The sequence below is a fragment of the bacterium genome, assembly GCA_023228325.1.
Lineage (GTDB): Bacteria > Auribacterota > UBA6266 > UBA6266 > UBA6266 > UBA6266.
The window spans coordinates 811,508-824,732 of sequence record JALOBK010000001.1 but is presented as its reverse complement, the minus strand read 5'-3'; the positions used below and the strand labels follow the sequence as shown (position 1 = coordinate 824,732).

Sequence of the window (13,225 nt, the reverse complement as noted above, 5' to 3'; positions counted from 1 at the left end):
TACGGAGGTAAACATTGAAAAAAACTTTTGTGATTTTGTCTTACTGGGGGCCGCCTTCAAACAGCGCGGAAAATATGAAGAAAGATTATGCGTTCGGTTATTTTACGCCGATTGACGCCGAAAACGGCCTTCCTTCAATCCTCGCCGCGATTGCCGGAATTGAACCCGAAGCTTCAGTTATAGTTGTCGGGGTGTCGAACCATAAGGCTTACGATCTGAAGGCCCAGAAAAAAGTGAGGGAGATAACCGGCCCGCTGAAAGGCAGCCTCGACATAAAGGTTTTCAGTTACAGGGAAATGACGAGGGTAAGAGATATCCTGACCATAAACGGATACGGAGAATTGACAAAATATGTGGAGCCGGGCAACCCTTCACAGGTGAAAAACCTCGGGCTTCTTGCGGCGGATATCGCCGGCGCGGAAATCATAGTCCTTGTAGACGGGCCTAATCTTATCGATTCAAAACCTTCGCTGGACGCCGCGGCGGAAAAAATTGAAAAAAGGCTTGAAGATGAAAGTATCATCTACGGTGTGCTGGGTTTTACGCGTAGAAAAAAATATGGCGGTTTTCCTGACGCGGAAGGCTGTTCATGGGATGAAGAAAACACCGTGAAAGAGCTTTATGAGCGCTCCGGCGGCGGCGCTATCCCCGACGGGGAAAGAGTTGATTTTGGCGGATGTATGGTCCTTCACAGGAAATTGTTTGAGAAAGTGCCTTTCGACCCTTTTATTGAAAGCCGGGAAGATACCGATTATATGATTTCGGCAAAAATGAACGGCGCGGGAATTGCCATATGCGGTAAGTTTCTGGCTGCGGGAACCGGAACATATGATGAGGCCGGGGAATATGACAGGTTCAGGAAAGATGCGGCTTCTTTTATACATATGAGAAAAAAGATAAGGACACAGAGTGAGGACCCGGGAGGATTCACAAGGGTGTACATTACGTCACTTCAGCCGTATCCGGGGAAGTTTCTGGAAAGCGGCCTTATTCCCAGGATAAGATCATCGGCGGCGTTTTTAAAATCCAGGCACGGCGATGCTCAGGAAAACTGTTTTTCCGGCAAAGTTGATGATATCCTTTCGAAGATTGAAAGTGATTATGAGAAGGAAGATGACCGCTTTAAAAAATACGGCGATTTTGCCGCTGATTGGCGGAAACTTATAAACAGGGTGCCCGATTTTAAGGATAAAGTGTTCGGCTGATGTTATAACAGCGCTTTAAAAACGCTGATGAACAGGGGAAAGCTTATAATTGTGACAAGAAGGTTATAAATCAGGCACTGGCTCAAAAGTTCGTGATTTCCGCCGTACACCCGCGCAAGGAGCGGCAATACGGTTGCCGGCGGCATGGAAGCCTGTATTATAAGCATAAAGCTTACGGATTCTTCCGGCCTGAAAAAAAGAATCAGCCCCAGAAATACCGCGGGCAGGACAAATAATTTAAAGACCACGGTCTTTATTATAAACGGGTAATTGATTTTCGGCTTTTTCCTGAAGTAGACAAGGACAAACCCCCCTATGGATATCATTATCAGAGGCACGGTCGCGTTTCCCACCAGTTCAATCGGATATTGGATAAAATGGGGGATGAACTGTCTCAGCCTGAGAAAAACAAAGATTATCGAAAAGACGGTAGCCAGGGTGGGCATGTTGAGCACCAGCTTGAAAGTGGAAATACGTTCTTTGCCGCGGACGGACATCAGCAGAGGCGCGAATATGTATGTCAGAAGGCCGTTTACCAAACCGTAGAGAAAAAGCGCCACAAGCATTATTGTTTCCTGTTCTCCTTCGAAGAACAGGGTTATTATCGGCAGCGGCAGGAAAAGTGAATTTTGAAGAGATACCAGGGCCTTGAAAACGCCGCTATTTTCCTTTATTGATTTATCGGCCAGGGTATAAAGATAAGCGATTAAAAGAGCCGTTACGAAAATTACGATTGCCATAACGGGAAATATCCACATTTTAAAAAGGTCGGACGGTTTAAGGTTTTCAACTATAGTGTTGAAAATAAGGCACGGAACAGTGATATTTATCACCAGATCGCTTAAGGTTTTCAGGCAGCATTCGCCTAAAATACCTTTCTTAAGTATATAGAACCCGAGTATTCCTATGAAGAAAATGGAAATGACGGATGTGAAGCTTTGCTGAAAAGCGGAGATAAAATTCTGCATATCAGAATTTTTCCAGTATCATTACAAAAAGTTTCCTGTTGAGTTTTTTCCCGCCCGCCGTTTCTTCGTATTCAACTTTAGTCTGGAATCTGGGAATAAGTTTCAGGTTGTAGATTTCCCTGAAATCCGGCGGTGAGAAAACCCTGATCGGCTTATCATTTATTTTGCTGCTGAATATATCGGGAGAAGAGGATTTTTTCGGTTTCTTCAGCCCGCCGTCATCCCCGGAAAAGTATGATATCATCAACCTCCCCCCGGGCTTAAGGACGCGTGTTATTTCCGATGAGTAAAAAAGGAGAGCATCCTCCTTTATAAATGTTGATGACGTTGATATATCAAGCACAAAATCGAAGAAATCATCTTCAAAAGGGAAAGTTTTGGCGACATCCTGGTTATAAAGATGGACATTTCCCAGCAGATTTTCAAAAGACGCTTTTGCCCGGAATTCTTTAAGACGCTCCATATCCGGGTCAAGTCCGAAGAAATTTATGTTCATTCTAGCGAAAACTATCCCGTTTGAACCGGAGCCGCATAGAGGTTCAAACATATTACCGGACATATTAAAATTATTTTTTATTGCGTATTCAGTAAATACTTCAACTGAACGGGAAGGATTTTCATCCGTTTTTAGCTCTGTCTTGCTCTTTGGCATAGGTATATCTTATTTTAAAACAGTTTTGTTTTCAAGATAATAAACCTCTTTACCGGTCCAAAAATCAGGCATATATAAGGTCAAACAATATTAACTCACTACGGCGCAAGAGGATATAGATTAAGAAAAGACTTTTTTTAGATAACGATAAAACTTATAATATATTGTTTAACTTATTTTCCGGCAAAGAGTTGCGCATAAATTTAAAGAGACGGATTGCCGGGCTCCATGAATTTCAACAGTTTAGGCAGGATAACCCTGTCTGCCGGAACTAAATCGGCAATATTTATCTCTTCCGGTTTTATCCATGCGAAAGATGCGCACTGCAGCGGCTGCGGCGTTCCGCTTTTTATTTTGCATATATAAAAACTTATCTGCACATCTTTCTCGGGATAGGCAAACAAGACTGAATCAAAGTGTTTTACCGCTTCGGCCTCAATGGCAAGCTCTTCCTTAAGCTCTCTTTGTATGCAGTGTTCCGGCGTTTCCCCGGGCATTATTTTCCCGCCGGGAAATTCCCATTGTAATTCAAGGTGGGAGCCCGCGGGCCGCTGCGCAAGGAGAAATTTCGAATTTTGCGCGATAATCGCCGCGCAGACATTTATAACGGGTTTCATAATCAAACTATGCCTTCAGCTTTTTTCCTTCGCGAAATCAGCTCTTCGGCAATCTTCATATTTACCTTGTTCAGTTCAAGAAAACCCGCAAGCTTTTTGCTTTGCGCATTTTCTACGGCGCAGATGAAATTTGTGTTTGTCTGTTTCATCTGTCCAAGCGCTTCTTTAAGCGGAGTTTCCGGTGTTGTGATGTCTATGACCGGATTCATTATATCGTGCGCGAGCAGAAGCGTATCAAGTCCGGTTGTCGTAAGCACGTGTTTTACTTCCTGGAAGGTTATAAACCCGGCGAGCATGTTTTCGGAATCAATGACCGGATAGGCAAAATAATCGCTTTTACTGAAAGTTTTTAATATATCCCCCAATACGGAGTTGGTTCTTATGGCCGGCGGGTTTATATCCATTATATCTTTGACTTTATAAGTTGCGATTAACTCTTCTTCGGTTAGATTCAGGCCTATTTCCCCCGCTTTCTTTACCGCGTATTTCACAAAAGAAGGCCCTATCAGCTGGACAACCAGGGTGGTTGTGGTCACAACGGTTATAATGATGTCAGCTATTTCGGGGCTGAATTTCTGCCCGGCCATAATGGATAACCCTACCGCGACGCCGCCTTGCGTGAAAAGGCATAATCCGGAATATTTTTTGACGGTATCCGAAGCCCCCGAGAATTTTGCTCCTATATAGGCTCCGATTATCTTGCCGAAGCTTCTCCCTATGATATATATAACCGCTATTATTGCAATCATGAATGTGAGGTGTGAAAGCTGCAGCCTGGCTCCCACAAATACAAAAAACAGCACATATATGGGCGGCGCGAACTTTTTAACCAGTTCAAATGTTTCTTCGCTTCTTTTAGGTATTAGATTGACGGTTGTTATTCCAAAAAACATCGAGGAAAGGATTATATCCAGGTTGAACACGCTGGAACATCCTATGGTCACAAGGATCAGTCCGATTGAAAAAGGCAGCATCTTGTCATGTTCATTGAGGTATCTGAAAGATTTTTTTAATATATAGCCGAATATTACGCCGAGCGCCGCCGCGCCGAACAACTCATATGAAAACTGGAATATAGAATGGGATATGCTTATGGAAGTTTTTCCGATAAAGATGTCGGCGATGTTTGTGGCAAAGGCATACAGGGTAAGGGCCAGAGCGTCATCAAGCGCGACTATTGCCATGACGGCGGTGGTCAGGAGTCCCCGGGTTTTATATTCCCATAAAACCTGGATTGTAGAGGCGGGGTCTGTAGCCGATGAAATTGCCCCGATTACTATGGATATGGCAATGCTCAGGGCGAAATTACCGGTTGTAAGCCAGACGAACAGCGCGGTAACCGGTGTTACAATCAGGAAAGCCCCCATCCCTTCCCCGATAACCATTGCAAAGAACTGCTTCCCGAACTTCCTGAAAAGGTCTGTTTTTAATTCCCCTCCTATTATAAAACCTATTATCCCGAGGGCGAAATAAGTGAGGGGCCTTAAAACTTCTATTGTTTCGGCGGAGATAACCTTTAACCCGGCTTCCCCGATTATGAGGCCTATGACAATATAGCCTACCACCTGGGGTATCTTAAGGCGTTGGAATATGCGGGCTCCCACCGTGCCCGCAAGTATGCAGATGCCGAGCAGAAGCATCAGATTCAGGTTTGTTCCGGGAGATATAAGGTTGATCCCGCACAATGTATTCATAGTATTCATAAGAAAAATCAACTTCCTGTCAAGGTAACGTATATTTCTTCGGTTGAAGCGCTCGAAAGGATTTTTTCTCTGACGGATGCTTCTTTGAGAACAGAGGTTACCGCTGAAAGCAGGCTTATGTACATGGCATGCTGTTTTTCGCCGGCGGCTATCATGATTATTATCTTAACAGGATTGTTGTCCAGGGATTCGTAGTCTTTTATCCCTTCGGAAGACAGTCCGACCGCTAACACCGGTTCCTGCACGGATTTAATGCGGACATGGGGCACCGCTATGCCCAGTCCGATTCCCGTGCTCATAAGTTTTTCGCGCCGCCATATCCCCTCTTCAAGTTCCTTTTTATCCGAAATCCCCGGATTTCGCGCAAGCGCGTCGGTTAATTCCGATAAAGCCTCTTTCTTTGCGGACGCTTTAAGGAAAATAACGTTTTTTCTGTCAAGATATTGCGATATGTCTTTTTTCATAGATAACCGTAAAATACAGGGTTTCAGGGTAACAGAAAGGCAAATCCATGTCAATTCACTTTAATTGACTTTTTTGCGATATTGGTTTATCCTTTAATTCAGAATATTCAAAATTAAACAGGAGGTATCAATGAGAAAAATATTTGCCGTCATTCTTGCGACAGCGGCGCTTTTTGTGTTGTCCGCCGATACCGCTGTAGCGAGAAGGAACGAAAGAAGACTGACCGATTATGTCAATAATCTGGAAGTATGCAAGGTCTGTATCATGGATTTTAAAAACTCTTCGGGGAATGCCGACGCCGGCCCCGAAGTGCAGAAGCAGATACTTGTCAATGCCCTGCAGAAAAGGACATCGCATAATTTCATGATCGTTGCCGATCCGTCAGAAGCGGACATTGTCGTTAACGCCGACATAAAGAAATTTCTGTATTCGGAAGAAGACCCTGTTTATGACGGGATTATAGGCGTGGGGATGACTCCCGTAAATCCCGTGGGGCTTGCCATGGATATTGCGATAGACCAGAATTATGTCGAAAACGAGATTGAATATGATATTACCGACGGCAAGGGCAGGAAACTCTGGCACGGGGATGTGGGTTCGAATGTCACAAAAAGCGATATGCCTTTGAATGAGGCGGTGCAGTTTGTCGGTGAAAGATCCGCCCGGAACCTGTTTCTGAAATGTTTTAAGAAAGACCGTTAACATACCGCGGAATTTGTAAAACGGGCTGATAAAAATCAGCCCGTTTTTTCATTTCTGAAGTTCTTTCTTCCTTTGTTCCAGATGTTCTATATATCTGGATTTGCCGCCTCCCATGGAATCTTTTGCGGCTTTAAGGGCGTTGTCGACTTCACTGAGTGTCATTTTGGAAAGTTTTTTCCGCCCTTTTTCCGCCGCCGGCGTTCCCGCGGGCGCCGCGTCTTTTTTCTGCTCTTTCTGTTCAATCTTATTTTCCTGTGTTTCTTCGGCCATAATTCCTCCTTTTAATGTAAAACCTTAGTCGATTTTACTCATTTTTAAAATATATTCAATGAAAAATATACATTTTCCGGTTTACCGGGTTTTGTGATATTTTATAATTGCTATTAATCGGAAGGTATTATATTATAAAACGAAATGAAGGAGGAAAATATGAAAAAAACAGCTGCTATTCTGTCGTTTCTGTTTATTATAGGAACAGTTTTTTTTGCGGTTTCTGCCGAAAATTCGGATAAAGATTTTCAATGGTGGCCTACGGATGCCAAACCCGGTCCTGTAAAAGATGATGACCGCGGGGGATACTGGTGGTGGCCGGATTATCCGGGGCAGATCAGGCCTTACGGCAACAGGGGTTTTATATATGTGAATAAAATAATTCCCGGCTCCGAAGGGGAACCGGCGATAGTCATAAAAAAAATATTCAAGAATGTGAAAGTTTATTTTGATACAGACAAAGCCGACATAAGAAATGACGCCGTTCCCGTGCTTGAAACAGGAGTGACACTTCTGCGCAAGAACCCCCGGAGCGCCGTTCTTATAACGGGAAATTGCGACGCTAGAGGCAAAGAAGCTTATAACATACTGCTGGGCGAAAAAAGAGGCGAAGCTGTTAAAAATTATATGATACAGCACGGTGTTCCTGAAGAAAGAATACGCATAGTAAGCAAGGGAAAATTAAATGCGGTTGCTCCCGTCGGCGACATAGAAGGGATGCAGAAAGACAGGAACGCGCAGTTTATGGTGGCTGATATAATTGAAGTCCCGATGACGGAATGGACAAAAGCCGCGATGAAAGATGTAAAGGAAATAGCCCCCGAAGTCAGGGTTGAAATTAAAGAATACACTGTCCAAAAAGGGGACACACTTTGGAAAATATCCGAGAAAGTTTACGGCGATCCCACAAGGTGGACCAGGATATTTGACGCGAATAAAGATAAGCTTAAAAGCCCGAACGACCTGAAAGTGGGGCAGGTCTTGAATGTCCCGCTTAATTAAATATAAGCATTGAAACACGGATATCGAATATCCCCCGTGAAATCTAAAGATTTCCGGTTCCGGAAAATTCACAGGATCCCGGGGGCGGAGCTCCCGGAACCCTTCAGATTCCTAAAGGCCGGCAGGCCGGTGTCGGGGGCCTTCGTATTTAGAATTTCGTATTTCTTCTCTTCTGGAGATTGAAACTTATGGCTAATTTCGCGTTTTGTAATAAATGCAGGCAGACAGTGCCCGCCGAACATGTTGTGCGGAACGGCAAAGTATACCTTCTTAAGCAATGCCCAAAATGTGGCGATAATGAAACTTTAATTTCAAGCGACGCCGAAGCATATAAGCAAAAATTTAATGTTATGGGCGGGCTTATTTATGAAGGCTGCGGGTTAAATTGTCTGGAATGCACACATAAAGCCCCGAATATTGCATTTGTAGAACTCACAAACAGGTGCAACATGAACTGTCCTATCTGTATCACTAACGTTCCTTCCATGGGATTTGAATTTGAACCGGACATGGAATACTTCAGGCTTATTTTTGAAAATCTTTCAAATCTGGATCCCAAACCGTCAGTTCAGCTCTTTGGAGGAGAACCGACTGTAAGAGAAGACCTTTTTGATATTATCAGACTCGCTAAATCATACGGCCTCTCGGTGAGGGTTGTCACAAACGGCCTGAAACTTGCTGACAGGGATTATTGTGAAAAGCTGGTGGAAGAAGGAGTCTCAATCCTTATATCATTTGATGGTTTTAACAGGAAAATGTATGAGATGTTCAGGGGAATGCCCGGGGCGTTGGATCTTAAGCTGAAAGCCCTTGAAAACCTTGCTCACAGAAAGAAAGGCAAAGTCATTTTAATGACGGTGGCTTCGAAAGAGCAGGATAACGAAGATTTAAAGAAGCTGTTCGATTACTGTGTGAAAAACAAGAAGATTACAAGGGGTATTTTTATTATGCCCCTGGCGCATATGTGGTCGCCTGACAGGCTGGACTATAATCCCGAGAGGACCACTCCCGAAGATGTGGAACATATGGTTGATGATGCGGTGGGAGGCGGAGTTGAATTTGTGCCTTTGGGTTCTCTTGATATAAAGGTTTTCAATAAGGTGCTTAAATTAAAAGAGATGCCTTTTGTAGGAGTCCATCCTAACTGTGAAAGCATAACAGTCCTTGTTTCCGACGGGCAGAGATTGTTCCCTGTTTCAAGATTCCTTAAAAAAGGATTGTTTAATCTTGTCGGCGACCTGAAAAAAGTCGGGGACGAGATTTCCCGTCATAAAAAAATAGGCTTTCTGTTCAAGATCAAGGTCTATCTGGCGATTTTGAATATTCTGTTCAGCAATTTTAATTTCGGGAACGCTGTAGGCAGGAAAGGGTTAAGCGCTTTTCTCAAATGGGTGAAAATAATAAGCAAGGTTCTCCTTGGACGTAAACTTAAGGATGTAATCAGGGAAGAAACGGATATGAAGGGGGCTCTTCAGGTAATGGTCCTCCCGTTTGAAGATTACGATACAACGGAAGCTGTCCGGTTAAAAATGTGCACATCCTCTTTTGTTTATCCTGAAACCAGAGACGGGGACGTTAAGTATATTCCGGTCTGCGCGTGGGAACGCCATAAGAAGAAAGTAATGAAGGACATAGCCGAAAAATTTAATAAACCGGGGTTTGACAAAGGGTTATCAAGAGGGAAAAATGTGGCAGAAAAAGTTTAAAAGCATATGTCCCGTATGCGACAAACCTATCGAAGGGCTTTTTTATGAGAAAGACGGCAAGGTTTTTATAAAAAAGGAGTGTCCGGAACATGGGGAGGTAAATGACATTGCTTCTTCAAATAAAGATATTTTTATCGGGAAAATGGGTCTTGCCGGGGATGATTGTTCGCAAAACTGCAGTATAGACAAATGCGGCGCCGGTATTTTTTCATGTCAGAACCATATTTCGCGCAGGTCCCCCATCGTATTTATCGAGGTAACTCCAAGATGTAATATGAACTGTCCCATTTGCTATATAGACGCCAGCACAAAAGGCAGTGATATTCCCTTTGAAGATATTAAGAGGATGATACAAAAGGTTAAAGAGAGCGACCCCGAAACACATCTTGTATTAATAGGCGGCGAACCCACTATACATAAGGATTTCTTTAAAATACTTGATTTGGTCAGGGACGCGGGCCTTATGAAAAGATGTTATCTTGCCACCAACGGAATTACATTGTCGGATGAGAAGTTTTGCAAAAAAGTTTATGACGCGGGCATTAGGTGGTATTACCTTGCCTTTGACGGTGTTAACAAAGAAACCTGTAAAAAAATAAGAGGGAGCTACCGTTCTTACGAAGCGTCAAGAAAAACTATAGAAAACCTGCGAAAATTCAAAAGAGCCAAAATTGTGCTTTCAGTTACTATGGTCAGGGGGTTGAACGAGGGCGAACTGCCGGAGGTTATAAAATTTGCCCTGGATAACAGCGACGTAGTGAGAAAAGTTTCTGTTTCGGTTGAGGTTTTTTGCGGAAGGCAGGAACATCCCGAAAAACTTGTGGAAAAAAGGATTACTCCGGAGTGTATCGAAAGTACGGTAAAAAAGGCGTTCAATATGAAAGCGGCTACCGCGGCGCTGGTTTTTTACACGCGTCTGCTGGAATTTCTGAAACTGGCGGGATTATTGTCCGAAGACGTCTGGATGTACGGTATGCCGCATCCCATGTGCGGGAGTTCGGGTTTTATATGCAGAAACGAGGACGGCTCGATTTTCTCCGCTATTGATATGATCATCAGAAATCCGGATAAGAATATTTACAGGTACGGAGCGAAAATAACGGGGCTTATCCATCGGATGGGGAATATTAAAAGCGGGCTTTCCGGTATTTTTCTTGGCAAGTTTTTATGGAAGGTGATGGATTTGGGTTTCTTTGTGCCCGCCGGCTTTGTAATAACACTGTTTTATATCAGGCCTTCGTTTTTGATTAAAGTCTTTTCATCGGCTGTAAAGTCAGTTTTCGGGAAAAAGAAAATGAGGGATTACCTGACCGGAAACAGCAAAGTGCAATTAGATTATCTTGTAGGCGCGGATAAATATAATTTCGCGTGGGAAAAAATGCCTTATTGCGCGACTCACCATTACAGAATAGACCCCCGCACGAAGAAAGTGGTGAAGATGTGTGGATGTTTTGTCATACCTTTCAGAAGCTATGCCGAGTCCTGCAATACAATGGGATAGAAGTATATAGTTTCAAGAAATCAGAAAAACAAAGAAATTATGACCACAGATTACACAGATACACACAGATAAAAAAAATTAAAAGCACACAAGTTATCAAAATTTTATTTATGTAAAATAGGATTTAATCTGTGATTATCTGAGCTATCTGTGGTTAATAAAAGAATAATGTATGCGCTTTACTAATCAAAGCCGATGGATTTTTTTAAAAAAATAAAAAAAAATAAGTTTATTACCGATATCCGCAGGTATATTGTCTATGTCGTTTCAATAAGCGCTTGTTTCATCGTAAGAATTCTTCCGTGGAAAGTCGTGGTAAAAGCCGGGAAGGCGCTCGGGTTATTTGCTTTTTATATTATCCGTTACGCTAAAAAAAGGGCGACAGATAATCTTACCAGGGTTTTTGGGGAAGAAAGGTCCGCCGGGGAGATCCGGCTGATCGCGAAAAATGTGTATAAAAACATAGGCATCACCTCGCTTGAATTCGCCAAGATGCCTCATATGACGGATGACGAGTTTTTTGCGGCGACAGACTATAAGAAGGAACAGATAGATTATCTCCGGGAACTTTTAGAGCATAAAAAGGGCGTGATTTTTGCCAGCGCCCATATGGGTAATTGGGAGATGCTCGCGGAGTTCGGGTCGCGTTTGGGTTTTAATATGTCAATCCTGTTTAAACCTTCGACTAACCCTTATCTGAATAAAATATGGTTTGGACTGAGAGGCAACAACAAACTGATAGATATTTCAAAAGACCTGTCCTCTGTTGTCAGGCGGCTCCGCGCCAACGAAGTGATATGCCTTCTGTTTGATGAAAATGCCCGTAAACGCGGCATTATGCTGGATTTTTTCGGCAAACCGGCATCTACCTACAAAGGCCCTGCGTATTTTGCGCTGAAAACAGGGTGCCCGATAGTCTGCCTTTATTTTGTAAGGAAAAAAGAAGACGCGAAACATAAGTTTATTATTGAAAGGACTATCTGGCCGAAAAGAACCGGCAATCTGGAAAAGGATATGCTCCATATTCTAAAACAGATGAACGAAAGCCTGGAACAGGTTATCAGGCAGTATCCCGACCAATGGAACTGGATTTACAAACGCTGGTAGAAAAAGTTCTTCCTCTCTTTTTGGCCTGAATACAGCTTTAGGCAGGGAATAAGTTTTTCGGGGACGTTTGAAAGCCCCGCCGAGTCTTTCCACACTTGACTTTTTTGCTTGCCCGCCGATGCGTTGTGGAGGGCTCGCTCGCCATTCGGGCACCATGGCCGCTTACAAAAAAGACACCCCTTAAACCTTACTCCCTGCCTAGCGTTAGACTATATACATTAAGTCAGGGAGGATAAGGAAGTGTTTTGAACGGATTCGGGAACTGAATGTTAAATTCAGTGATTGACCTGTCCCCACTGTTTTGATTTGTTTTTATTTTTAAAAACAAATCAAGGGGGACGAGGAGAACCGCGAGAATGTCCCCTGCCATTTTGCAAAGCAAAATGAAGATGCGGGGACTAAAAAGAGAGTGAAAAATACTTATTTATCCGACTTTTATGTTGCCCATGAATCAAAAGAGGGGAAGAACTTTTTTTATCCCTTCTTTTTCCCAAGCAACTTCAACACCATTGCGGCGTTTTCTTCGGTTGCCCTGTCGGTTACATCCAGGACGGGCCAGCCCATACCGGCGTAAAATTTTTCCGCGGTCTTGATTTCTTCGGATATGCTGTTTAAAAAGGAATACTCCCCTTCCTTTGACCTGTAAGATTTGGAGCGTTCCTTCCTTATGGAGAATAAGGTCCTGGGATTAATGGTAAACGCCGCGATTTTGTTTGATTTGACGGCCTGCAGTTCTTTCGGAAAAGAGAATACGGAAACAAACGGGACATTGGCGACTTTATATCCTTTAGCGGCAAGATAGATGGATGTCGGGGTTTTTGATGTCCTGGATACGCCTACGAGTATTATATCGGCTTTGTTCAGGTCTTCGGGCCTCAGGCCGTCATCGTGTTTGATTGTGAAAACGATAGACTCCTGTTTCGAGATGTATTCGGTGTCAATCTCGTGTATTCTGTTCAGGCTCCATCTGGGTTTTATTCCTGTTGCCCGGACTATAAAATCCATAGCCCCGCCGGTCAGGTCATAACTCGGCACATTCCGTTCGGCGGAAAACCGTTCTATCATTTTTTTAAGTTCCGGGAAAATAGTAAGATGGAATATAAGTGAGTCGGCAGTTGTTTTTTGCAGCGCGGCGCGCAGTTTTTGCGGCGTATTAACGAAATTTTCAATCGTTATCTCAAAGGTTTCCTTTGGAAGCTGGGTGAGTATAGAAGTTATAAAACGCTCTCCGAGGTCTCCTGTGGCGTCAGATATGATTATTATCCTGAATTTCTTCATATATATATATTATGAAATTTTTTGCTGTTTATAAATAAAATTAAAAAAA

General features: G+C 43.3%; 13 protein-coding genes. 6 read left to right on the top strand and 7 right to left on the bottom strand.

The genetic code is table 11. The features are described from left to right. Window positions 1-14: 14 nt before the first annotated feature. The gene (locus M0R36_03820; GenBank protein ID MCK9554932.1) at window positions 15-1,205 is read left to right on the top strand and encodes a hypothetical protein; all 1,191 of its coding nucleotides are present in this window, start codon (window positions 15-17) and stop codon (window positions 1,203-1,205) included. A 2-nt stretch (window positions 1,206-1,207) separates the two neighbouring features. Here M0R36_03820 and M0R36_03815 read toward each other — a convergent pair whose 3' ends face one another. The 5 genes from M0R36_03815 to M0R36_03795 form a co-directional block, all read right to left on the bottom strand. Beyond that, entirely contained in the window at window positions 1,208-2,173 is a 966-nt protein-coding gene (locus M0R36_03815; GenBank protein ID MCK9554931.1) for an AEC family transporter, read from the bottom strand. 1 nt (window position 2,174) lies between these two features. Then, window positions 2,175-2,825 (bottom strand): class I SAM-dependent methyltransferase, encoded by a 651-nt coding sequence (locus tag M0R36_03810; protein ID MCK9554930.1) that lies wholly within the window; start codon window positions 2,823-2,825, stop codon window positions 2,175-2,177. A 203-nt stretch (window positions 2,826-3,028) separates the two neighbouring features. Next, window positions 3,029-3,442 (bottom strand): 8-oxo-dGTP diphosphatase MutT, encoded by a 414-nt coding sequence (gene mutT, locus M0R36_03805; GenBank protein MCK9554929.1) that lies wholly within the window; start codon window positions 3,440-3,442, stop codon window positions 3,029-3,031. Between the two features lie 2 nt (window positions 3,443-3,444). Beyond that, the gene (locus tag M0R36_03800; protein MCK9554928.1) at window positions 3,445-5,145 is read right to left on the bottom strand and encodes a cation:proton antiporter; all 1,701 of its coding nucleotides are present in this window, start codon (window positions 5,143-5,145) and stop codon (window positions 3,445-3,447) included. Between the two features lie 8 nt (window positions 5,146-5,153). Beyond that, window positions 5,154-5,609, bottom strand: coding sequence for a PTS sugar transporter subunit IIA (locus tag M0R36_03795; protein ID MCK9554927.1), 456 nt, complete (start codon window positions 5,607-5,609; stop codon window positions 5,154-5,156). A gap of 130 nt (window positions 5,610-5,739) precedes the next feature. Here M0R36_03795 and M0R36_03790 point away from each other — a divergent pair, with 130 nt between their 5' ends. Further along, the gene (locus M0R36_03790) at window positions 5,740-6,312 is read left to right on the top strand and encodes a hypothetical protein (protein ID MCK9554926.1); all 573 of its coding nucleotides are present in this window, start codon (window positions 5,740-5,742) and stop codon (window positions 6,310-6,312) included. A gap of 48 nt (window positions 6,313-6,360) precedes the next feature. Here M0R36_03790 and M0R36_03785 read toward each other — a convergent pair whose 3' ends face one another. Then, window positions 6,361-6,582 (bottom strand): hypothetical protein, encoded by a 222-nt coding sequence (locus M0R36_03785; GenBank protein ID MCK9554925.1) that lies wholly within the window; start codon window positions 6,580-6,582, stop codon window positions 6,361-6,363. A 159-nt stretch (window positions 6,583-6,741) separates the two neighbouring features. Here M0R36_03785 and M0R36_03780 point away from each other — a divergent pair, with 159 nt between their 5' ends. The 4 genes from M0R36_03780 to M0R36_03765 all read left to right on the top strand — a co-directional run bounded on the left by M0R36_03780 (window position 6,742) and on the right by M0R36_03765 (window position 11,898). Continuing rightward, window positions 6,742-7,584: an OmpA family protein gene (locus tag M0R36_03780; GenBank protein ID MCK9554924.1), complete on the top strand. Its 843-nt coding sequence runs from the start codon at window positions 6,742-6,744 to the stop codon at window positions 7,582-7,584. A 188-nt stretch (window positions 7,585-7,772) separates the two neighbouring features. Then, window positions 7,773-9,290, top strand: coding sequence for a radical SAM protein (locus M0R36_03775; GenBank protein MCK9554923.1), 1,518 nt, complete (start codon window positions 7,773-7,775; stop codon window positions 9,288-9,290). Further along, window positions 9,271-10,791, top strand: a complete 1,521-nt coding sequence (locus M0R36_03770; protein ID MCK9554922.1) for a radical SAM protein — start codon at window positions 9,271-9,273, stop codon at window positions 10,789-10,791. The genes M0R36_03775 and M0R36_03770 overlap by 20 nt, the downstream gene beginning before the upstream one ends. A gap of 195 nt (window positions 10,792-10,986) precedes the next feature. Beyond that, window positions 10,987-11,898, top strand: a complete 912-nt coding sequence (locus tag M0R36_03765; GenBank protein MCK9554921.1) for a lysophospholipid acyltransferase family protein — start codon at window positions 10,987-10,989, stop codon at window positions 11,896-11,898. A 474-nt stretch (window positions 11,899-12,372) separates the two neighbouring features. On the opposite strand, the gene ppsR is transcribed toward M0R36_03765, so the two are convergent. Beyond that, window positions 12,373-13,176 (bottom strand): pyruvate, phosphate dikinase/phosphoenolpyruvate synthase regulator, encoded by an 804-nt coding sequence (gene ppsR, locus M0R36_03760; protein ID MCK9554920.1) that lies wholly within the window; start codon window positions 13,174-13,176, stop codon window positions 12,373-12,375. Window positions 13,177-13,225: the final 49 nt, after the last annotated feature.

Bases quoted from the DNA above. Each gene is read 5' to 3' on its own strand.
- M0R36_03770 (MCK9554922.1), top strand. From the start codon at position 9,271: ATGTGGCAGAAAAAGTTTAAAAGCATATGTCCCGTATGCGACAAACCT.
- mutT (MCK9554929.1), bottom strand. From the start codon at position 3,442: ATGAAACCCGTTATAAATGTCTGCGCGGCGATTATCGCGCAAAATTCG.
- M0R36_03775 (MCK9554923.1), top strand. From the start codon at position 7,773: ATGGCTAATTTCGCGTTTTGTAATAAATGCAGGCAGACAGTGCCCGCC.
- M0R36_03800 (MCK9554928.1), bottom strand. From the start codon at position 5,145: ATGAATACTATGAATACATTGTGCGGGATCAACCTTATATCTCCCGGA.
- M0R36_03765 (MCK9554921.1), top strand. From the start codon at position 10,987: ATGGATTTTTTTAAAAAAATAAAAAAAAATAAGTTTATTACCGATATC.
- M0R36_03785 (MCK9554925.1), bottom strand. From the start codon at position 6,582: ATGGCCGAAGAAACACAGGAAAATAAGATTGAACAGAAAGAGCAGAAA.
- M0R36_03810 (MCK9554930.1), bottom strand. From the start codon at position 2,825: ATGCCAAAGAGCAAGACAGAGCTAAAAACGGATGAAAATCCTTCCCGT.
- M0R36_03780 (MCK9554924.1), top strand. From the start codon at position 6,742: ATGAAAAAAACAGCTGCTATTCTGTCGTTTCTGTTTATTATAGGAACA.
- M0R36_03790 (MCK9554926.1), top strand. From the start codon at position 5,740: ATGAGAAAAATATTTGCCGTCATTCTTGCGACAGCGGCGCTTTTTGTG.
- M0R36_03815 (MCK9554931.1), bottom strand. From the start codon at position 2,173: ATGCAGAATTTTATCTCCGCTTTTCAGCAAAGCTTCACATCCGTCATT.
- ppsR (MCK9554920.1), bottom strand. From the start codon at position 13,176: ATGAAGAAATTCAGGATAATAATCATATCTGACGCCACAGGAGACCTC.
- M0R36_03795 (MCK9554927.1), bottom strand. From the start codon at position 5,609: ATGAAAAAAGACATATCGCAATATCTTGACAGAAAAAACGTTATTTTC.